This window comes from Nitrobacter sp. (assembly GCF_047149785.1).
GTDB lineage: Bacteria > Pseudomonadota > Alphaproteobacteria > Rhizobiales > Xanthobacteraceae > Nitrobacter.
Genome location: NZ_BAAGBE010000001.1, coordinates 3,153,984 through 3,175,170, shown reverse-complemented (window position 1 = coordinate 3,175,170; position 21,187 = coordinate 3,153,984). Strand labels below are relative to the sequence as shown.

Genomic DNA, 21,187 nt, shown 5'->3' with positions numbered 1-21,187 from the left:
ATCACATTGTCCCCGGCCTGTTTAGCGACTTATTTAACGTGGCTGCAAGCCGGCCGGCTCAAATCACCACGGGAAAGGCCATAGTCCGGCATGTCCTGCCCGTCAAGCCAATCAATTGACATTCGCGCTGCGGCCGTCGGATAACCGAAGCCTATCGGGCCGCCATCGCCCCACGCCGCCAGGACGCCATCGTGCCGTTCACGCTTCCGCCCGACGCCAACGGCATCCTGCCCGACCGCATGATCGCGGCGATGGCGGACGCAGGGCTGATTCTTCCCGAGTATCCCTTCGTCGAGAGCCAGATCCAGCCGGCAAGTCTCGACCTGCGGCTCGGCGCTACCGCCTATCGGGTGCGCGCCAGCTTTCTGCCGGGGCCGGGCGCGACCGTTGCCGAGCGCATCGACGAATTGAAGCTGCACGAAATCGATCTTTCCGACGGCGCGGTGCTGGAGACCAACTGCGTCTACATCGTGCCCTTGCTGGAAAGCCTCGCGCTGCCGCCGGAGATCATCGCAGCCGCCAATCCGAAAAGCTCGACCGGGCGGCTCGACGTGTTCACCCGCGTGATCGCCGACGGCAACCGGCGCTTCGACGTGATCGGCGCCGGCTATCACGGTCCGCTCTACGCGGAGATCAGCCCGAAGACGTTTCCGGTGCTGCTGCGCGAGGGTTCGCGACTGTCGCAAGTCCGCTTCCGCAGCGGCGACGCCGTTCTCGATGCCGACGAACTCGACGCGCTGCATGCGCGGGAACGGCTGGTCGATAGCGACGACACCGACTTCGCCAGCGGCGTGGCGCTCAGCGTCGATCTGTCGGGCAAGAACGGCGGCGGCTTCGTCGGCTATCGCGCCAAGCGCCATACCGGCGTGATCGATATCGATCGCCGCGGCGGCTATGCGGTCGGCGAGTTCTGGGAGCCGATCGCGGCGCGGCCGGACGGCAGCCTGATCCTCGATCCCGGCGAGTTCTACATCCTCGCATCCAAGGAAGCCGTGCAGGTGCCGCCCGATTACGCCGCGGAAATGGTGCCGTTCGATCCGCTGGTGGGCGAATTCCGCGTGCATTATGCCGGCTTCTTCGATCCGGGCTTCGGCTATGCCAGCGCGGGCGGGCAGGGATCGCGCGCGGTGCTGGAGGTGCGCTCGCGCGAGGTGCCGTTCATCCTCGAGCATGGTCAGATCGTCGGCCGCCTTGTTTATGAAAGGATGCTGGCTCGCCCCGCCGCGATGTACGGCCAGCGCATCGGCTCCAACTATCAGGCCCAGGGCCTCAAGCTGTCGAAGCATTTCCGGGTGTAGGGCAGCGGACGGAACGGACGCGCGTCCTGGCGGTTATCCTCATACCGGGCGTTTCCTGCTCATGGTCGGACTTGACCGGAGCGCCGATACGGCTAGCATGATCCAAATCGATGGGGATGGGGTTCCCCGATAACCGCCGCAAGGCTGATGACTCCTGCCGGGCGCTTTCGCGTCGGTAGGAACTGTTTCCTCCCCCCGTTGCGCCCGAGAAAGGGCGCTTATGGCCAAGCTTCCAAATTCGCTGTCAGTCTCGTTGTGGGGCGTCGGTCTGTGCTGGATCGCCGTTCTGATCGCATATCTGACAGATTCCGGGGTGGTCCCAGTGGGTTCCCTGCTGGTTTCTCTGGTGGTCCTTCTGCTGGTTCCTCTGGTCGTTATCGGTGCCCTCGGCGGGGTGTCCGAACGGCGCTGAGGGGCGAGAGCATTGACACGAACGTTTATTCCGGCCGTCGCGACCCGGAGGCCGGGGGGAATCCGTTGGCCCGCTATCTCGCCGGCATCGAGCGGAGCGACGTGGCGACGGCCGATGCTTACATGATCGCTTCGGTCGTGTTATCCGCCGGCGCGCTGATCCCGGACATCCATCGTCAGGAGCCCTGGAACGATTCCACGAACATTTCCGTCCTTGCGGCGCGGTTCGCATGCCGCTTGGCGGACCGGCCAGTCTCGGCTACATCAGGGACAGCAGACATGCGGGCGTAGTTCAATGGTAGAACGGCAGCTTCCCAAGCTGCATACGAGGGTTCGATTCCCTTCGCCCGCTCCATCATCGCCGCTTGGGGCGGACCAGGGAGGCCGTGACCGGGATGGCCGCGCCGCATGACGATAGCCGCGACGAACTCCTCAAGACGGGCGCCGCAGGCATCGGGACCGGCATCCTGACGCCGCTGCTCCAGCCGTTGATCGACCACATGAATGGTTCTCCCGGCGACGTGCGGATTGCGCTTCTGGCGGTGCCGTTCGCGATCCTCGTCCTCGTTCTGATCCAGTTCGACTCGAATAATCCGAGGTGGGCGGCGCCGGCGGGAGCCGTGGTGACGATGATCGCTTTCGTCTGGGCGGTCGACTCGGCGGTCTGGATCGACGGACAGATCACCGCTTCCGAAAGGGCGGTCAGAAATGTTCTGTCAGGCCTGGCCGGAGGTTTTGTCGGCTCCGGCGTCATGGCGCTCGGAATCAGCCTGCTGCCGGCGGGGCCGCGCGATCCGCTGGCATGGCTGCCGATGCTGGTGATCGGCACCAGCGCCGGCGCGCTGCTCGCGCTGGACAACGCGCTGAACCTCGATCTGACGTCCGCGCTTTATCCGGTCTGGCAGGCCGGCGTGGCCATTTGCCTCGCGATGGCGCTACGGCGCGTGAAACCGTCGCGATCGCGCGGTCAGGCGTGAACCCTACGGCGCGACCGTCAGAGTGGCCTTCATGTTGGGATGGAAGCGACAAAAATAGTCGATCGTTCCCGCCTTTTTAAGAACGAGCCTGACGGTTTTTTTCGGCGGCAGCGTCACGTCCCAGTCGCCGTTCCGCGCCGTCGCGGTGTGCACGAAAATGTCCTTGTTGACCCATTCGACGGTGTCGCCGACTTTAGCGCTCGCCGCGGCTGGCACGAACTCCAGGTCCTGCATCGAGATTTGAATCGTCGCCGCGCGGGCCGGGACGGATATTCCAGAAACCGCGAGCCCCAGGACTGCCAGCCCCAGGACTGCCAGCCCCAAGGCCGCGGGTCCCAGGGTCGCAACGATCGGACCATGTCCGCCCGGCGTCACGGGGGCGTTCCTTACTTCAACTCGGCCGCGACGTGCTCGGCGTGCTGCTCGTGGCCCTGGAAGATCTTCAGTCCCGTCTGCAGCAGGCTCTTCAACTCGGCATTGCTGGCCGAGGGAATGAGTTGGGTTTCGAGCGCATTGTCGACCGCCTTGTGATAGGCGACCTCGTTGTCGATATAGGCCTTGTCGAACGCGGCGCCCTTCAGCGTCGACAGTTTCTTGAGCTCGGCGGCGGCGTTCTTGGACAGCGTGCGGCTGGTGTCGTTGTCTTCGGGGGTGACCTTGAGCTTCTTGACCAGGTCCAATGCCTGCTTGTTCACCGCCTCGTGATCCCGCACCATATCGTTGGCGAAGGCCTTCACGTCCTTGTTCTCGGATTTCTCAAGCGCCTGCTTTGCCGCGGTGATGTCGATAACGCCGGCGGTGTAGGCGATATGCGCGATCTGCGGATCGGTGAGTTTGGCGTTCTGCGCGAAGGCACCGCTGCTCAGCAGCATTGCGGCGCCAATCGCCGCACTCAGTCGAAAAAGCATGTTTGATACTCCTGTGACGCCGCGACCGGATCGCCGTGGCGTTTGGTTGAGACACAGGATTGGATGCGGCCAGGCGGAACAGGTTCCCGAATTATTTGACCAGGCCGAGCCGGCTGAGAACCGCGCCGGTCAACCGCGCGCAACGCTTGCCGGCAAAGGGAAACGCCTCCATCACGACGGGGCCGATCTTCTTTTCCACATTCGCGCGCAGCATCGCGCGGGCGCGATGAAGCCTCGTCTTCACCGTTTCAGGCTTGATGTCGAGAATCGCGGCGGTTTCCTCCACGTTCATTCCCTCGATCACGCGGGTGATGAAGACGATACGGAATGCCTCGGGCAGTTCGTCAACCGCCTGCTCGACGATGTGATGCATTTCGCGCTGGGCCATGGTTTTTTCCGGATCATCGGAGGTGGCGGAGACGGGGAACTGGATGATGCGGGCGTCCGACGCCACCGGTTCCAACGTTGTCCAGTCGACACTCGGGCGCTGGCGCCGCAGCCGGCCAAGCGCCTCGTTCATGGCGATGCGCGCCAGCCAGGTCGAGAGCCGGGAGTCGCCGCGAAAGCTCTCCAGATGCGTGAAGGCGCGAACGTAGGTTTCCTGCACGACGTCCTCGGCCTCGCTGTCGTTGCGAAGGATGCCGCGTGCGATCCGGTAGAGCTTGCGATTGTTCGCCCGCAGGATGGCGCGGATGGCGCCTTCGTCGCGCGCGCGGGCGCGGCGAACCAGTTCCGCATCGTCATCGCACGGACCCGCGGCCAGCCGGGACTGAACCTGTTGCATGCGCCTCGCTCCCGATCTCGAAAATACTCTATCCTCGGAAGATGGATGCGGCAAAGCCGGCCAGGTTCCCAAGACCATTCCAAAATTTGGGCAAGTTAACCATAAAATCCGCCGCTTCCGCGCGACGCTTCGCCTGCAAGTGCAGCGCATCGGCAACAGTGGATTTGAATCTGATTTGAGAGATCGCGGCGAACTGGACAAAACGCCGATCTCACAGGAGGGTGATGGCCCTGCCGTCGCACACGTTCTTCAGATTCGGCATCGACAGCTTTTGCACCGGAGCGGACTATGAAGGTCGTGACGGCATTGCTCGCAGCGGTTCTCGTGCTTGGGTATGTAGCGGCAAGCCACGCCGTGGTCCGAATCGCCGAAGATCGCGGCGGCCGGATCGGGACCTACGTCGACAAATACCAGAACCTTCGCGAGACCGGTCAGTTCGTCATCATCGACGGTCTATGCGCGTCGGCCTGCACCATCGTTCTCGGCGCGGTTCCGCATGACAGGATTTGCGTCACGTCCCATGCGGCTCTCGGATTCCATGCCGCCTGGGACATCGGATCCGACGGGCGGGCTGTGACAAATCCCGAAGCAACCCACATGCTGTATCTGATGTATCCGTCGGCCGTCCGGCGCTGGATCAAACAGCGTGGCGGCTTGACGCGGCGCATGATCTTCCTGCGCGGCCGCCAGCTCGCCGGTATGTATCGTCCCTGCTACCTCAACGCGCAGGCGTCGTCGGCGCGCTGATACCGGCCAATTCATCACCGCGTGATCGCAGGCGGTTGCGCTTGCCTTAGGGTCGCAACTGGCCTTATCTGAATCTCACCGGATCGGCGGGACAGCCGCCGACATTGAGTGGGACTATACACGGGACTTGCAAGAAACGGCGGCCTCGCAATGCGGGTTCGCTTCCACGATGGCAGCAGGCAGCATGGCCGCCGGTGCGGCATTGCTGCTGCGCGGGCTGGCGCTCCGGATGCACTTCCAGATGCACGACGGAACCGGCTTCCATCGTCGCCGCCTGCCTCTAGTGTGGTGATTCAGACGTTCGCATCAAAGGTTACTGCAAGGACATGCGAGCTTCGGAAATCAGCACACTCGCGCGTATTCCGCAAAAGGGAGACTGATTTTGCGATCGGACTATGCGCAAGTTATTATAATTAGCGTTTTCAAGCGAAGTGGATACCGATTCGCGTAAAGAAAACGCGTCAAATCAAAATCATAGAGCCCGCTTCTGATTCCATCAGAAGCGGAAAGGCTCTAGCCGCAAATGCTCTAAGGACGTCTGATGACAAATCGAGTGACCCGCCCGCTGGTTGTGTTCGCGGCTTTCATCAGCAGCCTGGCCATTGGCCTCACGCTGGTGCTGTGGCTCGGCGGTGGGCTGACTGGTGGCGGCCTCGGCAAGTCCACGCCGGCGAAGATCGGCGGCCCGTTCCAACTGACCGACCAGACCGGCCAGACAGTCACCGAAAAGAGTTTGGTGGGCCGTCCGACGCTCATCTTCTTCGGCTACACTCACTGTCCCGACGTCTGCCCGACCTCGCTGTTCGAAATGTCGGAGGTGCTGCGGGCGATGGGCAAGGACGCCGACCGCGTCAATGCCTATTTCGTGTCGGTCGATCCCGAGCGCGACACCCAGGCTGTGATGAAAGAGTACCTTTCCAGCTTCGATCCCCACCTGAAGGGCCTGACAGGCGATGCGGCCGCTGTCGCGAAAATCTTGTCCGGATACCGGGTCTTCGCCAAAAAGATTCCGCAGAAGGACGGCGATTATTCGATGGATCATACGGCGCTGATCTATCTGATGGACCGCGACGGCCACTTCGTTTCGCCGTTCAATCTCAACCGATCGCCCGAAGCCGCCGCCGCCGATCTCAAGCGCTATCTGTAGCGCCGCCGCCGCTGTAAAGCCATGGCGCGGGAGGCGGGCGTCCGAGAACGGGCGTTCGATCGGATTTGCCGGGACAGGCCGTGTTCGGTCTTCTCCCAGCGATAGGGCTCGGTCAGCAGTTGATACAGCGCGCGCCACGCCGCGATCGAAAGACAACCCCAGTAAAGCGGCGTCAACGCCAGGATCCAGCCCTGCCGCAATTGCCCGCGCCGCGCAAGGCCCATCAGGCCGATCGCGATGGTCGAGACGAACCCGGCGACGATCGCGGTCAAATACAGCGGCGCGACCCGGCCGGCGGCAACCCATCCCGTTCCGCCGCCGGCGCGCCCCAGCAGATCGACGGTCATGTCGGCCGCGAGAATCGGAAAGGCGAGCGCCGTCAGCACATTGCCGCCGACGACGGCGTTCAGCGTAAAAAACCCCTTCGCACCGGCATCACGCCACAGTCGCCAGGGCCGACGCATGTGGACGCTCCAGGTCTGCATCCACCCCTTCATCCAGCGCGAGCGCTGGCGCAGCCATCCGCCGAACCGCGCCGGGGCCTCCTCGAACGTGGTCGACGCGAAGGTGGTCGACCGGTAGCCGAAGCGCGCCAACCGAAAGCCGAGGTCCGCATCCTCGGTGACGTTGTAGGCATCCCAGCCGCCCACCTCGCGGAGGAGCGCCGTGCGAAAGTGGTTCGACGATCCGCCGAGCGGCAGCGGCACGCCGAACGCCGCCAGTCCCGGAAGGAAAACGTCGAACTGTCCGGCATATTCGGCGGCGAACATGCGCGATAGCCAACTGTCCGACTGGTTTTCGACACAGAGGCTGGCCTGGACGCAGGCCACGTCGGCACCGTGAGCGCGAAAGGCTCCGAGCGCGGCGCGGAGCTGGCCCGGATCGGGGCGGTCCTCGGCGTCGAACACGGCGATGAAGCTGCCGCGCGCGAACGGCAGCGCGCAATTCAGCGCCTTCGGTTTGGTGCGCGGCCCTTGCGCCGGGGCAGGCATGACCTGGACGTGCGGCATCGGGCCGAGCTTCGAAAGAGCGGCGCGGGTTTCCAGATCGTCGAGTTCGGTCACGATGATGACGTCGAGCTTTTCGCGCGGGTAGTCCAGCGCGCCGATGGCCTGCATCAGCGCCGCGACCGATGCCGCCTCGCGATACAGCGCCGCGATCACCGTGTAGACCGGCAGACGGTGGTCCGGGATGCGCGGCTGCCACGCCTCCGGGCGGGCCGGTGTCAAACTGGCCGCGAGCCGCAGGCCGATGAATGCGAGAAACCATACCGCAAGCACGCTGTTCCATACCCCCATGGCGGAGGCCGGCGCCAGCGTCATCATGATGGCAAACGCGCCGGTCAGCGCGAAGCGCCGCATCGCCCGCCCGCCGAACACGCCATCGGCGACAGGCGCCGCGGACAGGGTCGGGAATCGCCGGCCGAGCGCATGGGCGGCGGACCGCCCGAGCGCGTCGCCCGCCTCCTGCCGCAGCAGAAACTGATTGAGGTCTCGCATCGAAGTCAGACGGACCCGATCGCATAGCGATGGATATGCGGCAACCAGGCGACAGAGCCTTCGCGCGGCGAACCCGCGCGGTGCAATGGCCCAGACCAATTGCCCATGCCGGCGCAGAGGAAGCAGCCCGTATTCCGCGGTATGCGGCAAATGACGATCGGACAAGGGGCAATCGGCGCGGGAAATCTCCGCAAATGTCTCGACCGCAAGACCCGTGTGAACGGATAGCGCTTGCAGATAGGCGTTCTCGTCGATGACGCCCGACCGGATCAGCGCCTGATCCGCGCCGGTCCCGACCTCACGGCCCCGCGCCTCTGCCTCGTTCAGCAAGGCCGGAGCAAAAACCAGTCGCAGGCAATCCAGTTCATCCGGCGGGCCCGGTTCCGGATCATATAGCCAGTTGTCGTTGCTCGACTGTGGAGCGCGAGCATCGTCCCCGGATGGCAGCGGCGATCCCGCCGGCGCGGCGCGGAACAGCGCGGCGGCCGGTCCGCCGTCCTCGACGCGATCGCGCGCCGCCAGGTTCCGTCTCGCCAAGTACCGTCTCGCCAAGTGCCGCCCCTACGCAACAAACGATACTCGCCTCCCGCTCCGGATGGTCTATAAGACCTCCGTCCGAAAAGCCCCGCGCGATGCAACCACAGATTACCGTCTCCGCCAACGAAAGATTGACGCGCAGCCGCGCGACGACGCTGGGTTGCCTGCTCGCCACCTGCGGGATGCTGGCCTTGGGAGCGTCCGGCGCGCGCGCAGAAACCGGAGTAACGAACACTGCCGCGAAGACCGCGGCCGTCGCGCCGCAAGCGGTGCCTGGCTTCTGGGATCCGCGCCGCCGACCGGACCGCCCCGATCTGTCCCGTCTCACCGTGATCCGCTTTTTGACCGAGACCGACTATCCGCCTTTCAACTTCACCGGTCCCGACGGCAATCCCGCCGGCTTCAATGTCGATCTGGCGCGCGCGCTCTGCGAGGAGATCAAGGTCACCTGCACAATTCAGATGCGACGCTTCGAGACGCTCGTGGATGCGCTCATCAGCAATCGCGGCGACGCCATCATCGCCTCGCTCGCGGTAACGCCGGAGTTGCGCAAGCGGGTGGACATCACCGATCCATACTATCGGCCGCCGGCGCGATTCGTGTCGCGGCGCGACGCCGTCATGGCCGAGGTGAGACCGGAATATCTCGAGGGCAAGAAGGTCGGCGTGATCGCGGGATCGGCGCACGAGGCCTACCTCAAGGCTTTCTTCACCGATGCCGAACTGCACGCCTATCCGAACGGCGAGGCGTTGCGGCAGGCGCTTCGGAAAGGCGAGGTCGACTTCATCTTCGGCGACGCCATCTCGCTTGCGTTCTGGATCAACGGCACCGATTCGCAAGGCTGCTGCGCGTTCAGCGGCGGCGCCTTCGTCGAGAGCCGCTATTTCGGCGAAGGCGTCGGCATCGCCGTGAAAAAGGGCAATGACGTGCTGCGCCAGGCGCTGAACTGGGCGCTGTTCCGGATCTGGGAAAAAGGCCGCTATACCGACCTGTGGCTTCGGTATTTTTCCGTCAGTCCGTTTTAGGCGTAGAGTGGGCCTGTGATGCCGGCGTGGAACTGTCGCGGGGCGTTTCGTTCTGCTAGATCATCTGCGACATTCGACAACGTTCCGTCATGGCCGGGCATAGCTCGTCGAGGACGGGCGTGAACACCCTTTTGTCCCGGCCATCCACGTCTTTGCGTTTCCGCACGCGGCTGTAAGGCGTGGATGTCCGGCACGAGGCCGGGCATGACGACAAATGCCGATCGGAGAGACGATGCCAGACGACCATCCCGTCAGCGCGGGCGACCTGCGCGACCTCGCCGAGCAGTCCAGTGCGTGGCCGTTCGAACAGGCGAAGAAGATCGTCGCGCGCCTGAGGACGGCGCCGAAGGACGAGGTGCTGTTCGAGACCGGCTACGGCCCCTCCGGGCTGCCGCATATCGGCACCTTCGGGGAGGTCGCGCGCACCACCATGGTGCGCCACGCCTTCCGGGTGCTGACCGAAGACAGGATCAAGACGCGGCTGCTGGCGTTTTCCGACGACATGGACGGCCTGCGCAAGGTGCCGGATAACGTGCCCAACAAGGACCTGCTGGCGCGGGACCTCGGCAAGCCGCTGACGAAAGTGCGCGATCCCTTCGGCACCCATGACAGCTTCGGCGAGCACAACAACGCCCGCCTGCGCGCCTTCCTCGACACTTTCGGCTTCGACTACGAGTTCGCCAGTTCGACCGCCTACTACACTTCGGGCCGCTTCGACGCCGCGCTTCTGAAGGTGCTCGAAAACATCGACAGGGTGATGGCGATCATGCTGCCCAGCCTGCGCGAGGAGCGCGCCGCGAGCTATTCGCCGTTCCTGCCCATCTGCCCGCGCACCGGCGTGGTGTTGCAGGTGCCGATCGTTGCGCACGACGCGAAAGCCGGCACGGTCTCCTACGACGATCCCGAAACCAACGAGCGCGTCACGGTCCCCGTCACCGGCGGACATTGCAAATTGCAGTGGAAGCCGGATTGGGCGATGCGCTGGACCGCACTCGGGGTTGATTATGAAATGGCGGGCAAGGACCTGATCGATTCGGTCAAGCTGTCGGGCAGGATCTGTTCCGCGCTCGGCGGCACGCCGCCGGAGGGCTTCAACTACGAGCTGTTCCTCGACGACAAAGGCCAGAAGATTTCGAAATCGAAGGGCAACGGCCTGACCATCGACGAGTGGCTGCGCTACGCCTCGCCGGAATCGCTGTCGCTGTTCATGTATCGCGAGCCGAAGTCGGCGAAGCGGTTGTATTTCGACGTCATCCCGCGCAACGTCGACGACTATCAGCAATTCCTCGAAGGCTATCCGCGTCAGGACGCGAGGCAGCAGCTCGCCAATCCGGTCTGGCACATCCATGCCGGCCTGCCACCCGCGGCCGACATGCCGGTCACGTTCCAGTTGCTGCTGACGCTGGTGTCGTCGTCGAACGCGGAGAACGCCGAAACCCTGTGGGGCTTCATCGGCCGCTACCGGCCCGGCGTCACGCCGCAGACCCATCCGAAGCTCGATGCGCTGGTCGGCTATGCCATCAATTACTATCGCGATTTCGTGGCGCCGGCGAAAACATTCCGCAAACCCACCGAAAGCGAGCGCGCCGCCTTGCAGGACCTGCGCGATGCGCTGTCGCAACTGCCCGCGGACGCCTCGGCGGAAGACATCCAGAACGCGGTCTATGAGATCGGCCGCCGCGAACCCTTCCTCAACCACAAGAAGCTCGCCAGGGACGGCCGCCCCGGCGTCGCGCTCGACTGGTTCAACATGCTCTATCAGGTGCTGCTCGGGCAGGAAAAGGGACCGCGCTTCGGCTCGTTCGTCGCAATCTACGGCTTGCCGAACGCGATCGCGATGATCGACGGCGCGCTGGCGAGGACGGGATAACGTCTTTATCCTCTCTCCGCCGCAACGCTTCCGGCACGCAGCCATCAGCGACCGGAGCGCACGTGAGGCGGTTCCGCATTCCGGTGTTGTTTTCCAATCATTTACTTTGTCCGGGCAATTTTATTTGAATGCCGACGCGGTGCGGTTCGATGCGTCCGGCTGCGGCGCAGGCCCTGGAGCGAGGGGATGTTGACGAGAATTGCGGCGGCGCTTGCCGTCACCATCGGAGCGGGTCTGCTCGGAATCGCATCGGCCGAGGCACGGCCGGATATGGTGGTTTACCGCGGCGACTATGCGCCGGGCACGATCGTGGTGAAAACGAACGAGCGCCGGCTCTACCTGATCGTCGATCCCGATCGTGCGATCCGCTATCCCGTCGGCGTCGGCAAGGCCGGCAAGCAATGGGCGGGCACCGCCCGCATCGAGGGCAAGTATCGCAATCCCGCATGGGCGCCCCCGGCGGACGTCAAGCGCGACCATCCGAACATTCCGGACGTGATCGCCGGAGGCTCGCCGTCGAATCCGATGGGCGTCGCGGCGATGACGCTGTCCGGCGGCGGGCAATACGCCATTCACGGCACCAACCGGCCGCAATCGGTCGGCCATTTCGTGTCCTACGGCTGCATCCGCATGTACAACGACGACATCGATGACCTTTATCGGCGCGTTTCGATCGGAACGCCGGTGGTGGTGACGCGGCGCTGATCGATACGCATCTACCGGCTTGCGTTATTGCACCAGCTTCCGCGATGTCCGCCGTGGTAGCTGCGGGCGTGACCGCTCGCCAGCATCGCCGCCGAGACGTCGGGGGTGTGCGCGGTAGCGGCATCGGCGAGGACGCGCCCGTTATATTTGTCGGGCCCGATGTCGGAGATGGTGACGCCGCCCTCGCCGAGCAGATCGCGCAGGGCGGCGCTCGCGGCCTTCGCCAGCCGAAATTCCTCTGGACATGCGGCCCTCATTTCCGCCGCGTCGATGCCGCGCAGCCGCACCCGCGTCGTCATGTCGAGACCGGGCCAGAGATGAACGACCGCTTCGAAGGTATCGCCGTCGATCGTCCTGACCACGTCGACCGGGTGCCGCAGCCCAGAACCGGCGGCGCGGGCCCAAATCGCGCGCGCATCGGCCTCGGACGACAGCGACGTTTGGTTAACGACAGCAGCCGGCCAGTGCACCCAGTTCCGAATCGGCAGCATCGTGCCCGCCACGACGCCCAGGGTGAAAATCCAGGGCAGAACCAGCGACCGCCGAGCGCGTCGAAGCGGCCCCGACGATGCATTTATTCTGATATATGGGTACATATTCCTAGAATAGAGTGAGTCGCGCCGCACCGCAAGCCCGCGCAAGCTGCAAGCGACGCGGAAACGACGATCCGCTCAGAAATCCGATGCGATGCCGTTGCGCTCCCAGTCGCCGAACCGCGTCGGCTCGGGGCCCTTCGGCCCATGAATCTCCTTTGGTCCCGCGGAAACAGCGGTCGGCGCGGCGGCGCGGCGGGCTTCGGCTTCGGCAAGCGCACGCGCGGCCGCCGGCGTCAGGGATTTGCGCGCGGCGCCGCCGGTATCCGCCAACCCAGAGGGCTCGTCCGCCATCTCAATCCTCCATCGGCACCGTTATCGCATTTCCGATGTCATCCGTCGCAAATCACGCTCGAGGTGCAAGAACATGATGGCGATTCTTATATTTGGCATATTCGCATGTCACGAATGACGTTCCGCTGCGACACGCGCGCAGCGGACGCATTATTCATGTTCTCCTTCTTAAGCGATGCCTGTCTCATGCCGTCAACCCGATTCGCACCGCCCACCGAGGTTCCAGGCCTCGCGGCCCGGCGCATCGCTGCGGATATTCTCGACGGCGTCCTGCACAAGCGTCGCACGCTCGACGAACAGCTCGAGGGCGCCGCCGCGCATCCCGGCCTGAAGGCGCTTGCCGATCGCGACCGCGCCTTGATGCGGCGTCTGGTGGCAACCATCCTTCGCCGCCTCGGAACCCTCGGCCATTTGCTGTCGCGGCTGCTCGATCGCGGCATCCCGACCGATGCGCCGCGCGCCCAGAGCGCGCTTTTGATCGGCGCGGCGCAGATTCTCTGGATGGACGTGCCGGATCATGCCGCAGTCGATCTGTCGGTGCGGCTGGTGCAATCGGACCGCCGCGCGGCGAAATATGCGGGACTGGTCAATGCGGTGCTGCGCCGCTGCGCGCGTGAAGGTCAGCCGCTGATCGATGAGGTTTGCGCCGAGACGCTCGACGTCCCGCCATGGCTGATGGCGCGGTGGATCGCGCACTACGGCGAGAGCACCGCGAAGGCCATCGCCGTGGCGATCGGCCACGAACCGCCGCTCGATCTCACCGTCAAGACGGATGCGGCGCACTGGGCGGCGCGGCTGCACGGCGAGGCCTTGCCGACCGGGACTGTGCGCACCTCGTTGCAGGGCCCGGTCACGATGCTGCCCGGATTTTCGGAAGGGCGGTGGTGGGTGCAGGACGCCGCCGCCGCGCTCCCGGTGCGTTTGTTCGGCGATCTCAAAGGACGGCGCATCGTCGACCTTTGCGCGGCGCCCGGCGGCAAGACCGCGCAGCTCGCGCAGGCGGGAGCGGACGTGACCGCCATCGACCGGTCGCCAAACCGGGTGGCGCGGTTGCGCGAAAATCTCAACCGGCTGTCGCTGAACGCGCGCGCGCTCGTCGCTGACGCCGTCGAATGGCAGGATGATGCCGCGGGCGAGGGCTTCGACGGCGTGCTGGTCGACGCGCCCTGCTCGGCGACGGGCACCATCCGCCGTCATCCGGACGTGGCGTGGCTCAAGCAGGATTCGGACATCGCCGCGCTGACAGCGCTGCAAAACCGGTTGCTGCAAAAAGCGTTCTCGCTGCTCAAACCAGGCGGGACGCTGATCTATTGTACCTGTTCCCTGGAACCCGAGGAGAGCGAACAGGTCGTCGATGCGCTGCTCGCGTCCGACACAGCGGCGCGGCGCGTGCCGGTCAGCGCGGCAGACGTCGCCGGACTGACGGATATCGTGACAACAGCGGGCGATGTGCGCACCCTTCCCTGCCATTTGCCGCGCGAGGATTTCAGACTTGGCGGACTGGACGGCTTCTACGCGGCGCGCCTGACGAAGTGTTGACCTCCAGAGCGCGCCCGAGAGGATTCGCCACATTTCAAGATAGTGCGTTGCCGGCCGTTGCGGATTAAAAAGGATTCGCAGAGAGTTCTCTTCAAATTCACCGGGATTCGCGGGAATCCTCACTCTTTCAAGGCGCGCGTGTCGGTCGCTCATCGCAGACGCATTTCAACGCTGGTTCTCCGCCGTTTCGCTCGACGGGCAGCCGCGCGCGCGGGCGGCGGCTCTGCCGCCCTGTCGCGGCTGTGGCCCGGCCGCACCGACCGCTTGATGATCGCGCCGCATGATCTGCGCACGGCCGACGCCACCCGCGCCGCCGAGATCTATGCCGGCCGCTTCGTGTTCGCGGGCAAGATCGTCACCTGCCATTCCCGCTCGATCTTCGATCTCGAACCGCCTTCGGAAGATTGGGAGGCCGCGCTACTGGGTTTCGGCTGGCTGCGGCATCTGCGCGCCGCCGATACCGCGATCACGCGCGCCAATGCGCGATCGCTGGTCGACGACTGGATGTCGAATCCGGTGCGCCGGCGGCCGCTGGGACGACGCGCCGATGTGATGGCCCGCCGCGTCATCTCGCTGTTGTCGCAAGCGCCGCTTGTGCTCAGCGACACCGACGGAAAATTCTATCGCCGCTATTTGCGCGCGCTCGCCCGCGACATTCGCCTGTTGCGTTTCGGGCTGCATGACGCTCCGGACGGCGTTGCTCGGCTCCAGGTCCTGATCGCGCTGTGCTACGCATCGCTCTGTCTTGCCAACCAGGCCCGCGCGATCCGCACCGCGACGCGCAAGCTGTCCGACGAATTGCGGCGGCAGATCCTGCCCGACGGCGGCCATGTCTCGCGCAATCCCGGCGCCCTGATCGAACTGCTGATCGACCTGTTGCCGCTCAGGCAGACCTTCGCCGCGCGCAACATCGCACCGCCGCCGGCGCTATTGAACGCCATCGACCGCATGATGCCGATGCTGCGCTTCTTCCGCCACGGCGACGGCAATTTCGCGCTGTTCAACGGCATGAGCGGCACGCCGTCCGATCTCCTGGCAACGCTTCTGGCCTATGACGACACCCGCGGCATGCCGATGGCCAACATGCCGCACACCGGCTTCCAGCGGCTTGACGCCGGCGTGACGACGCTGATCGTCGATACCGGACCTCCGCCGCCGTCGAACCTCAGCGAAGAGGCGCATGCCGGGTGCCTGTCGTTCGAGCTGTCCTGCGGTCTGAACCGGATCGTGACCAATTGCGGCACGCCCTCGACCGGCCGCGACAACTGGCGCACCTTCGCGCGCACCACGCCGGCTCATTCGACGCTGACCTGCCATGCGACGTCGTCGTGCCGGTTCGTCGAACAATCGGCCATGAAACGGCTGCTGCAAGGCGTGCCGATCGTCGGCGGCCCGGCCGATGTTCACAGCTCCCGCGAGATCGTGGAGGAGGGCGAACGGCTGGAGGCGTCGCATGACGGCTATCTTGCCCGGTTCGGCCTGATCCATCGCCGCGTGCTGACGATGGCGACCGACGGCTCCCGGCTGGAGGGCGAGGACACGCTGGCGCCCGCGCCCGGCGGCCGCATGAAGGGCAGCCGGATCGATTACGCCTTGCGTTTCCATCTGCATCCGTCGATCAAGGCGAGCCGCCTCAGCGATGCGCGCGGCGTGATGCTGGTGCTGCAAAACCGCGAGGTCTGGACGTTCGAGACGCCCGACGACCGCGTCCACCTCGAAGACAGCGTGTTTCTCGCCGGCAATGACGGCCCGCGCCGCACCGCGCAGATCGTGATTCATCAGAACGCGCGGGAAGCCCCCAGCGTGCGATGGAGCTTCGTCCGTTCGGCCGCCTCGCCCACCGCCACCAACGCCCGCCGCAGTGCGAGCCGGCAGCCGGAATTGCCGCTGTAAGGCGTACGACTCGACCTTTTCCGGTCGTTGTGAAGGGCGGCAAAAGCTGCTAACGAATCCTCGCTCGCGCGACTGGCGACCTTGGATGGAGCACCATCGGGAAGCGCGGGACATATCCGCCGCGCGCCTGGGCATAGGTATTCCTTCAGACAGAGGATCCGCCCATGACCGACCGACCGCGCCACGTGACGCGTGCCCTGCTTTCCGTTTCCGACAAGACCGGCCTGATCGAATTTGCGCGGGCTCTCGCCGGCCTCGGCATCGATCTGGTCTCGACCGGCGGCACCGCCAAGGCGATCGCCGCGGCCGGGCTGAAGGTGAAGGATGTCTCCGAGCTGACGGGGTTTCCGGAAATGATGGACGGCCGGGTCAAGACGCTGCACCCGAAGGTGCACGGCGGCCTGCTCGCGATCCGCGACAACGCCGATCATGCGAAAGCGATGGCGGATCACGACATCGCGCCGATCGACCTGCTGGTGGTCAATCTGTATCCGTTCGAGGCGACCGTCGACAAAGGCGCGGCCTACGAGGACTGCATCGAGAACATCGACATCGGCGGCCCGGCGATGATCCGCGCCGCCGCGAAAAATCACGACGACGTCGCGGTCGTGGTCGAACCGCAGGACTATCAGGCGGTGCTCGACGAACTCACCGCCAACGCCGGCGCAACCACGCAAACGCTGCGCCAGCGCCTCGCCGCCAAGGCTTATGCGCGCACCGCCGCCTACGACGCCGCGATCTCCAACTGGTTCGCGGCGCAGCTTGGGACCGACGCGCCGGACTATCGCGCCGTCGGCGGCCGTCTTGCGCAGACGCTGCGCTACGGCGAAAACCCGCACCAGAGCGCCGCGTTCTACCGCACGCCCGAGCGGCGCGCCGGCGTCTCCACCGCGCGGCAGTTGCAGGGCAAGGAACTGTCCTACAACAACATCAACGACACCGATGCGGCCTATGAATGCGTCGCCGAATTCGATGCGGCGCGCACCGCGGCCTGCGTCATCGTCAAGCACGCCAACCCGTGCGGCGTCGCGGAAGGTGCGGATCTTGCCAGTGCCTATCGCAAGGCGCTCGCCTGCGACACCACCTCGGCCTATGGCGGCATCATTGCCTTCAACCGCACGCTCGATGCTGATGCGGCCAATGCGGTGGCCGGCATCTTCACCGAAGTCATCATCGCGCCCGACGCGACCGAGGAGGCGATCGCCATCATCGGCAAGCGCAAGAACCTGCGGCTGCTGCTCGCAGGCGGCCTGCCCGATCCCCGCGCGCGCGGAGTGAGCGCAAAGACGGTGGCGGGCGGGCTTCTGGTGCAGACCCGCGACAACGCCGTCGTCGACGATATGCCGCTGAAGGTCGTGACGAAGCGCGCGCCGACCGAGGCCGAGATGCGCGATCTGCGCTTCGCGTTTCGCGTCGGCAAGCACGTCAAGTCCAACACCATCGTCTATGCCAGGGACCTCGCTACCGTCGGCATCGGGGCGGGGCAGATGAGCCGCGTCGATTCGGCGCGAATCGCGGCTCGCAAGGCCGAGGACGCGGCGCGCGACTTAAAGCTCGCAGAGCCCCTGACCAAAGGCTCGGTCGTGGCCTCGGACGCGTTCTTCCCGTTCGCCGACGGGATGCTTGCCTGCGTCGAGGCCGGCGCCACCGCCGTCATTCAACCCGGCGGCTCGATGCGCGACGAAGACGTCATCAAGGCCGCCAACGAGCACGGCATCGCCATGGTGTTCACCGGCATCAGGCACTTCCGGCATTGACGCTTGCCGTCACGGAACCAAGGCGAGGCTCGACTTTTATCTTTCGGCGGCAAACACTGCGGACCTTCCTTTCCGGACGTTACGGTTTTTCTTCTCCCGACGACATGAAAACTTGAGGGGCAAAGCGGATGAAATCGGTGGCAGGCGGAGCACTACTGCTTCTTGGCATGTCGGCGCTGCCGGTGCTTGCGGCGAATGGAAAGAACGTCACCACGAGCGCTGCGCCGGGTGGTGCGGCAGCCTGCACGCCGTGTCACGGCGAGCAGGGAGAGGGTCAGCCGACAACCGGCGTGCCGCGCCTTGCCGGTCTCAATGCACAATACCTCCGTCGCCAGATCGCGAGTTTCAAGGACGGCACGCGCAAGAATCGCATCATGACGATGATCGCGTCGGACCTGTCGGACGATGAAGCAAAGGCGATAGCGCGCTATTATGCCGGCATGGCGACGCCGAAGCCAGAGACCGCGGCGGCCGACGCGGCCGTGATCGCGGCCGGGGCGAAGCTCGCCGCGACCGGCGACTGGTCGAAAGACCTGCCCGGATGCGCGCAATGCCACGGAGCGGCCGGTCTCGGCGTCGGGACGGACTTTCCACGCCTCGCGGGACAATGGGCCGTCTATATCGAGAAGGCACTTCGCTCGTGGAAGGACGGCTCGCGCAAGAACGATCCGATGGGCGTGATGGCCAATGTCGCGAGCAAGCTGACCGACGATCAGATCAAGAGCGTCGCCGCCTACTATGAGAGCCTGCCCGTGGCGGCACCGCCCAAGAGCCAGGAAGCCAAGCCATGACACGCAATCCGGTTGTTCCTTCGATCCCGGCCGCGGCCGTTCTCGTCCTCGCAACCGCCGGCACAATCGGATACATGCTGTCGGCCAGCGCCGCCGCGCCGCTCGCAGGCGCAACGCCGGAGCAGCCTCCCGCACAAAGAACGGAAGCCGCCCGGCCCTCCTATACGCCGCCCGCAGACAGCGACATTCCGCACGGCCCGTTCGGCGACATGATACGGCTCGGCGAGGCGATCTTTCACGACACCCGGCACAATGCGAAAGGCTTCGTCGGCAACGACCTGAGTTGCGCGAACTGCCACATCGACCGCGGCCGCCAGCCGAATTCCGCGCCGCTCGGCGCCGCCTATCTTCTCTACCCGGCCTATCGCGCCAAGAACGGCCATGTGAATACCTTTCAGGAGCGGCTGCAAGGCTGCTTCCGTTACAGCATGAACGGCAAGGCGCCGCCGTTCAACGACAAGGTGCTGGTGGCGCTGGAGAGCTACGCCTACTTCCTGGCGAAAGGCGGCCCGACCGGCGTCGTCGTCAAAGGTCAGGGCTATCCCAAGCTCAAAGCTCCGGAACAGCCGGCGGACTATGATCGCGGCGCCAAGGCCTATGCGCAGCATTGCTCGCTCTGCCACGGCGCGGACGGCCAGGGACAGAAATCGGCCGACGGCCAAACCGTGTTCCCGCCGTTATGGGGACCGCGCTCGTTCAACTGGGGCGCGGGAATGGCCTCGATCAACAATGCCGCGGGCTTCATCAAGGCCAACATGCCGCTCGGTCTCGGTGGCTCGCTGAGCGATCAGCAGGCATGGGACATCGCGACCTACATGGACAGCCAGGAGCGGCCGCAGGATCCGCGGTTCGTCGATTCGGTCGCGGAAACCCGCAAGCGATTCCATGACCAGCCGACATCGAAATATGGTTTGGTCGTGAACGGCGTCCTGCTTGGCGACAAATCCCCGCCGTCGGGGACGATCAACGCGGATTGAGCGCGGGCGGCGCGTCGCCGAAACCGACCCGCGCCGTCGCCATCACTCCCGCACGCGCGACAGCAGCACAAGCCCGCTGAAGAAGAACAGGATCAGTACCGTCATGCCGGCCTTCTGGCTTGCGGTGACCATGGTGACGAGGCCGACCAGCAGCGGGCCGACAAACGACGTTACCTTTCCGGTCAGCGCGAACAATCCGAAAAACTGCGCGATGCGCTCCTTCGGCGCCAGCCGGATCAGCAGCGACCGCGAGGCCGCCTGCAACGGACCGCCGGCGCCGCCGATCAGGCAGCCGAGGATAAGATAGGCCTTCTCGGCGGGCGCCGCGAACAACCCGCCGCCGGGAACGGGCGGCGCGACCTTCATAAACAGGATCGAATCCTTATCGACCATCAGGATCGCCACGCTCGCCGACAACAGGATGATCATGCTTGCGGCGATGACGAATTTCGGACCCATCCGGTCGTCGAGCTTGCCGCCGATCCACGCGCCGAGCGTGCCCGCAACGGCGAGCAGGATGCCGAAGGTTCCGATCTGGATGGTATGCCAGCCGAAGGTGCCGGCGGCATAGATGCCGCCGAACGCGAACAGCGAGACCAGCCCGTCGGTGTAGATCATGTTGGCGAGCAGGAAGGTCGCCATCGACTTCCGTTTCGGCAACTCGCCGAGCGTCCTGCGCAGTTCGATCAGTCCTTCGCGCAGCGCCGCTCGCACCGGACGCCTGGCCGGAAAATCCGGCGTCAACAGGAACATGGGCAACACAAAAATAATGAACCACAGGCCGGTCAGCGGCCCCGTGATGCGATCGCCCTCATGGGTTGCGGCATCGAGACCGAACAGCGGCGACAAGCCGAACAGCGTCTTTCCGGTTGCGGGACTGGCGGCAAGGAAGCCGAGCACCAGGATGAGGCTGAGGATGCCGCCGATGTAGCCGGTAGCCCATCCGGTTCCCGACAAACGCCCGATCTTGTGAGGCGGCACCAGCGACGGCATCATCGCGTTGTTGAACACGGTTGCGAATTCGACGCCGATGGTGGCAATGCCATAGGCGATCAGCAGCGGCAGGATCACGCTCGGATCGCCGGGCCTGCCGATCCACATCAGGCTGGAACCGATCACCAGCAGCGCGCCGAAGACCGCGATCCAAGGCTTGCGCCGGCCGCTGGCATCGGCGATGGCGCCGAGCACGGGCGAAGCCAGCGCGATCACGATGCCGGCCGCGGCCGTCGCAAATCCCCACAGCGATTGTCCTTCGGCCGGCGTCGCCGCGACGAAGGTCGCGAAATAGGGCGCGAAGACAAAGGTCGTGATCAGCGTGAAATAGGGCTGCGCCGCCCAGTCGAACATGATCCAGCTCGCCACCGCGGCGCGCGACGCATAGCGCGCCTCGAGATCACCGGCGTTGCCTGCGGGCATGGCTGTGGTCATCGTCATG

General features: G+C 65.1%; 22 protein-coding genes, 1 tRNA gene and 3 riboswitches. Of the genes, 16 read left to right on the top strand and 7 right to left on the bottom strand.

All coding sequences use genetic code 11. The features are described 5' to 3' along the window. A riboswitch (SAM riboswitch) is annotated at nucleotides 1-80 on the bottom strand. A 111-nt stretch (nucleotides 81-191) separates the two neighbouring features. From ACMDCM_RS14845 to ACMDCM_RS14830, 4 genes are all read left to right on the top strand, one after another. Continuing rightward, on the top strand, nucleotides 192-1,298 hold the full coding sequence (locus tag ACMDCM_RS14845) for a 2'-deoxycytidine 5'-triphosphate deaminase (RefSeq protein WP_412774268.1): 1,107 nt from the start codon (nucleotides 192-194) through the stop codon (nucleotides 1,296-1,298). Nucleotides 1,299-1,401: 103 nt separating this feature from the next. Next, nucleotides 1,402-1,462: riboswitch (Fluoride riboswitch) on the top strand. 56 nt (nucleotides 1,463-1,518) lie between these two features. Beyond that, entirely contained in the window at nucleotides 1,519-1,710 is a 192-nt protein-coding gene (locus ACMDCM_RS14840; protein WP_412774267.1) for a hypothetical protein, read from the top strand. 280 nt (nucleotides 1,711-1,990) lie between these two features. Further along, nucleotides 1,991-2,064: transfer RNA gene (locus tag ACMDCM_RS14835), tRNA-Gly, on the top strand. Between the two features lie 40 nt (nucleotides 2,065-2,104). Continuing rightward, complete coding sequence (locus tag ACMDCM_RS14830; protein WP_412774266.1) at nucleotides 2,105-2,686, top strand: hypothetical protein; 582 nt, start codon at nucleotides 2,105-2,107, stop codon at nucleotides 2,684-2,686. A 3-nt stretch (nucleotides 2,687-2,689) separates the two neighbouring features. Here ACMDCM_RS14830 and ACMDCM_RS14825 read toward each other — a convergent pair whose 3' ends face one another. The 3 genes from ACMDCM_RS14825 to ACMDCM_RS14815 form a co-directional block, all read right to left on the bottom strand. Further along, the gene (locus tag ACMDCM_RS14825) at nucleotides 2,690-3,004 is read right to left on the bottom strand and encodes a cupredoxin domain-containing protein (protein WP_412774766.1); all 315 of its coding nucleotides are present in this window, start codon (nucleotides 3,002-3,004) and stop codon (nucleotides 2,690-2,692) included. 68 nt (nucleotides 3,005-3,072) lie between these two features. Then, on the bottom strand, nucleotides 3,073-3,594 hold the full coding sequence (locus ACMDCM_RS14820) for a DUF4142 domain-containing protein (RefSeq protein WP_412774265.1): 522 nt from the start codon (nucleotides 3,592-3,594) through the stop codon (nucleotides 3,073-3,075). 91 nt (nucleotides 3,595-3,685) lie between these two features. Continuing rightward, nucleotides 3,686-4,378, bottom strand: a complete 693-nt coding sequence (locus ACMDCM_RS14815) for an RNA polymerase sigma factor (protein WP_412774264.1) — start codon at nucleotides 4,376-4,378, stop codon at nucleotides 3,686-3,688. Between ACMDCM_RS14815 and ACMDCM_RS14810 the strand changes: the two genes are divergently transcribed. From ACMDCM_RS14810 to ACMDCM_RS14795, 4 genes are all read left to right on the top strand, one after another. After that, nucleotides 4,377-4,670, top strand: a complete 294-nt coding sequence (locus ACMDCM_RS14810; protein ID WP_412774263.1) for a hypothetical protein — start codon at nucleotides 4,377-4,379, stop codon at nucleotides 4,668-4,670. The two genes, ACMDCM_RS14815 and ACMDCM_RS14810, sit on opposite strands and share 2 nt — an antisense overlap. After that, nucleotides 4,667-5,125: a hypothetical protein gene (locus ACMDCM_RS14805; RefSeq protein ID WP_412774262.1), complete on the top strand. Its 459-nt coding sequence runs from the start codon at nucleotides 4,667-4,669 to the stop codon at nucleotides 5,123-5,125. Before ACMDCM_RS14810 ends, ACMDCM_RS14805 begins: the two co-directional genes overlap by 4 nt. Nucleotides 5,126-5,294: 169 nt before the next feature. After that, nucleotides 5,295-5,417: a hypothetical protein gene (locus ACMDCM_RS14800; RefSeq protein ID WP_412774261.1), complete on the top strand. Its 123-nt coding sequence runs from the start codon at nucleotides 5,295-5,297 to the stop codon at nucleotides 5,415-5,417. Between the two features lie 249 nt (nucleotides 5,418-5,666). Then, on the top strand, nucleotides 5,667-6,272 hold the full coding sequence (locus ACMDCM_RS14795) for an SCO family protein (RefSeq protein WP_412774260.1): 606 nt from the start codon (nucleotides 5,667-5,669) through the stop codon (nucleotides 6,270-6,272). Here the strand turns inward: ACMDCM_RS14795 and ACMDCM_RS14790 are convergent. Then, nucleotides 6,263-8,308: a glycosyltransferase family 2 protein gene (locus tag ACMDCM_RS14790; RefSeq protein ID WP_412774259.1), complete on the bottom strand. Its 2,046-nt coding sequence runs from the start codon at nucleotides 8,306-8,308 to the stop codon at nucleotides 6,263-6,265. The two genes, ACMDCM_RS14795 and ACMDCM_RS14790, sit on opposite strands and share 10 nt — an antisense overlap. Before the next feature lie 95 nt (nucleotides 8,309-8,403). Between ACMDCM_RS14790 and ACMDCM_RS14785 the strand changes: the two genes are divergently transcribed. The 3 genes from ACMDCM_RS14785 to ACMDCM_RS14775 all read left to right on the top strand — a co-directional run bounded on the left by ACMDCM_RS14785 (nucleotide 8,404) and on the right by ACMDCM_RS14775 (nucleotide 11,908). Then, a complete protein-coding gene (locus ACMDCM_RS14785) occupies nucleotides 8,404-9,333 on the top strand; it encodes a transporter substrate-binding domain-containing protein (protein WP_412774258.1) in 930 nt (309 codons plus the stop codon). A 232-nt stretch (nucleotides 9,334-9,565) separates the two neighbouring features. Beyond that, nucleotides 9,566-11,203: a lysine--tRNA ligase gene (locus tag ACMDCM_RS14780; RefSeq protein ID WP_412774257.1), complete on the top strand. Its 1,638-nt coding sequence runs from the start codon at nucleotides 9,566-9,568 to the stop codon at nucleotides 11,201-11,203. A 186-nt stretch (nucleotides 11,204-11,389) separates the two neighbouring features. Then, nucleotides 11,390-11,908, top strand: coding sequence for a L,D-transpeptidase (locus ACMDCM_RS14775; protein ID WP_412774256.1), 519 nt, complete (start codon nucleotides 11,390-11,392; stop codon nucleotides 11,906-11,908). An 11-nt stretch (nucleotides 11,909-11,919) separates the two neighbouring features. Here ACMDCM_RS14775 and ACMDCM_RS14770 read toward each other — a convergent pair whose 3' ends face one another. Both ACMDCM_RS14770 and ACMDCM_RS14765 read right to left on the bottom strand, forming a co-directional pair. Next, nucleotides 11,920-12,504, bottom strand: a complete 585-nt coding sequence (locus tag ACMDCM_RS14770) for a thermonuclease family protein (RefSeq protein WP_412774255.1) — start codon at nucleotides 12,502-12,504, stop codon at nucleotides 11,920-11,922. 75 nt (nucleotides 12,505-12,579) lie between these two features. Next, nucleotides 12,580-12,795 carry a DUF1674 domain-containing protein gene (locus tag ACMDCM_RS14765; protein ID WP_412774254.1) on the bottom strand — a complete coding sequence of 72 codons (216 nt, stop codon included), beginning with the start codon at nucleotides 12,793-12,795 and terminating at the stop codon, nucleotides 12,580-12,582. A gap of 186 nt (nucleotides 12,796-12,981) precedes the next feature. Here ACMDCM_RS14765 and ACMDCM_RS14760 point away from each other — a divergent pair, with 186 nt between their 5' ends. From ACMDCM_RS14760 to ACMDCM_RS14740, 5 genes are all read left to right on the top strand, one after another. Next, on the top strand, nucleotides 12,982-14,334 hold the full coding sequence (locus tag ACMDCM_RS14760) for an RsmB/NOP family class I SAM-dependent RNA methyltransferase (protein WP_412774253.1): 1,353 nt from the start codon (nucleotides 12,982-12,984) through the stop codon (nucleotides 14,332-14,334). A gap of 138 nt (nucleotides 14,335-14,472) precedes the next feature. Further along, nucleotides 14,473-16,227, top strand: a complete 1,755-nt coding sequence (locus ACMDCM_RS14755; protein WP_412774252.1) for a heparinase II/III family protein — start codon at nucleotides 14,473-14,475, stop codon at nucleotides 16,225-16,227. A gap of 58 nt (nucleotides 16,228-16,285) precedes the next feature. After that, nucleotides 16,286-16,367: riboswitch (ZMP/ZTP riboswitch) on the top strand. 24 nt (nucleotides 16,368-16,391) lie between these two features. Beyond that, nucleotides 16,392-17,984 carry a bifunctional phosphoribosylaminoimidazolecarboxamide formyltransferase/IMP cyclohydrolase gene (gene purH / locus ACMDCM_RS14750; RefSeq protein ID WP_412774251.1) on the top strand — a complete coding sequence of 531 codons (1,593 nt, stop codon included), beginning with the start codon at nucleotides 16,392-16,394 and terminating at the stop codon, nucleotides 17,982-17,984. A 128-nt stretch (nucleotides 17,985-18,112) separates the two neighbouring features. Beyond that, complete coding sequence (locus ACMDCM_RS14745; protein ID WP_412774250.1) at nucleotides 18,113-18,775, top strand: c-type cytochrome; 663 nt, start codon at nucleotides 18,113-18,115, stop codon at nucleotides 18,773-18,775. Beyond that, entirely contained in the window at nucleotides 18,772-19,752 is a 981-nt protein-coding gene (locus ACMDCM_RS14740; RefSeq protein WP_412774249.1) for a c-type cytochrome, read from the top strand. Before ACMDCM_RS14745 ends, ACMDCM_RS14740 begins: the two co-directional genes overlap by 4 nt. A 42-nt stretch (nucleotides 19,753-19,794) precedes the next feature. On the opposite strand, the gene ACMDCM_RS14735 is transcribed toward ACMDCM_RS14740, so the two are convergent. Further along, the gene (locus tag ACMDCM_RS14735) at nucleotides 19,795-21,180 is read right to left on the bottom strand and encodes an MFS transporter (protein WP_412774765.1); all 1,386 of its coding nucleotides are present in this window, start codon (nucleotides 21,178-21,180) and stop codon (nucleotides 19,795-19,797) included. Nucleotides 21,181-21,187: the final 7 nt, after the last annotated feature.

Excerpts from the sequence above, each read along its gene's own strand:
- ACMDCM_RS14745 (WP_412774250.1), top strand. The coding sequence starts at position 18,113 with ATGAAATCGGTGGCAGGCGGAGCACTACTGCTTCTTGGCATGTCGGCG.
- ACMDCM_RS14765 (WP_412774254.1), bottom strand. The coding sequence starts at position 12,795 with ATGGCGGACGAGCCCTCTGGGTTGGCGGATACCGGCGGCGCCGCGCGC.
- ACMDCM_RS14810 (WP_412774263.1), top strand. The coding sequence starts at position 4,377 with ATGCGCCTCGCTCCCGATCTCGAAAATACTCTATCCTCGGAAGATGGA.
- ACMDCM_RS14780 (WP_412774257.1), top strand. The coding sequence starts at position 9,566 with ATGCCAGACGACCATCCCGTCAGCGCGGGCGACCTGCGCGACCTCGCC.
- ACMDCM_RS14840 (WP_412774267.1), top strand. The coding sequence starts at position 1,519 with ATGGCCAAGCTTCCAAATTCGCTGTCAGTCTCGTTGTGGGGCGTCGGT.
- ACMDCM_RS14805 (WP_412774262.1), top strand. The coding sequence starts at position 4,667 with ATGAAGGTCGTGACGGCATTGCTCGCAGCGGTTCTCGTGCTTGGGTAT.
- ACMDCM_RS14735 (WP_412774765.1), bottom strand. The coding sequence starts at position 21,180 with ATGACCACAGCCATGCCCGCAGGCAACGCCGGTGATCTCGAGGCGCGC.
- ACMDCM_RS14795 (WP_412774260.1), top strand. The coding sequence starts at position 5,667 with ATGACAAATCGAGTGACCCGCCCGCTGGTTGTGTTCGCGGCTTTCATC.
- purH (WP_412774251.1), top strand. The coding sequence starts at position 16,392 with ATGACCGACCGACCGCGCCACGTGACGCGTGCCCTGCTTTCCGTTTCC.
- ACMDCM_RS14740 (WP_412774249.1), top strand. The coding sequence starts at position 18,772 with ATGACACGCAATCCGGTTGTTCCTTCGATCCCGGCCGCGGCCGTTCTC.
- ACMDCM_RS14775 (WP_412774256.1), top strand. The coding sequence starts at position 11,390 with ATGTTGACGAGAATTGCGGCGGCGCTTGCCGTCACCATCGGAGCGGGT.
- ACMDCM_RS14830 (WP_412774266.1), top strand. The coding sequence starts at position 2,105 with ATGGCCGCGCCGCATGACGATAGCCGCGACGAACTCCTCAAGACGGGC.
- ACMDCM_RS14800 (WP_412774261.1), top strand. The coding sequence starts at position 5,295 with ATGGCAGCAGGCAGCATGGCCGCCGGTGCGGCATTGCTGCTGCGCGGG.
- ACMDCM_RS14785 (WP_412774258.1), top strand. The coding sequence starts at position 8,404 with ATGCAACCACAGATTACCGTCTCCGCCAACGAAAGATTGACGCGCAGC.
- ACMDCM_RS14815 (WP_412774264.1), bottom strand. The coding sequence starts at position 4,378 with ATGCAACAGGTTCAGTCCCGGCTGGCCGCGGGTCCGTGCGATGACGAT.
- ACMDCM_RS14770 (WP_412774255.1), bottom strand. The coding sequence starts at position 12,504 with ATGTACCCATATATCAGAATAAATGCATCGTCGGGGCCGCTTCGACGC.
- ACMDCM_RS14760 (WP_412774253.1), top strand. The coding sequence starts at position 12,982 with ATGCCGTCAACCCGATTCGCACCGCCCACCGAGGTTCCAGGCCTCGCG.
- ACMDCM_RS14820 (WP_412774265.1), bottom strand. The coding sequence starts at position 3,594 with ATGCTTTTTCGACTGAGTGCGGCGATTGGCGCCGCAATGCTGCTGAGC.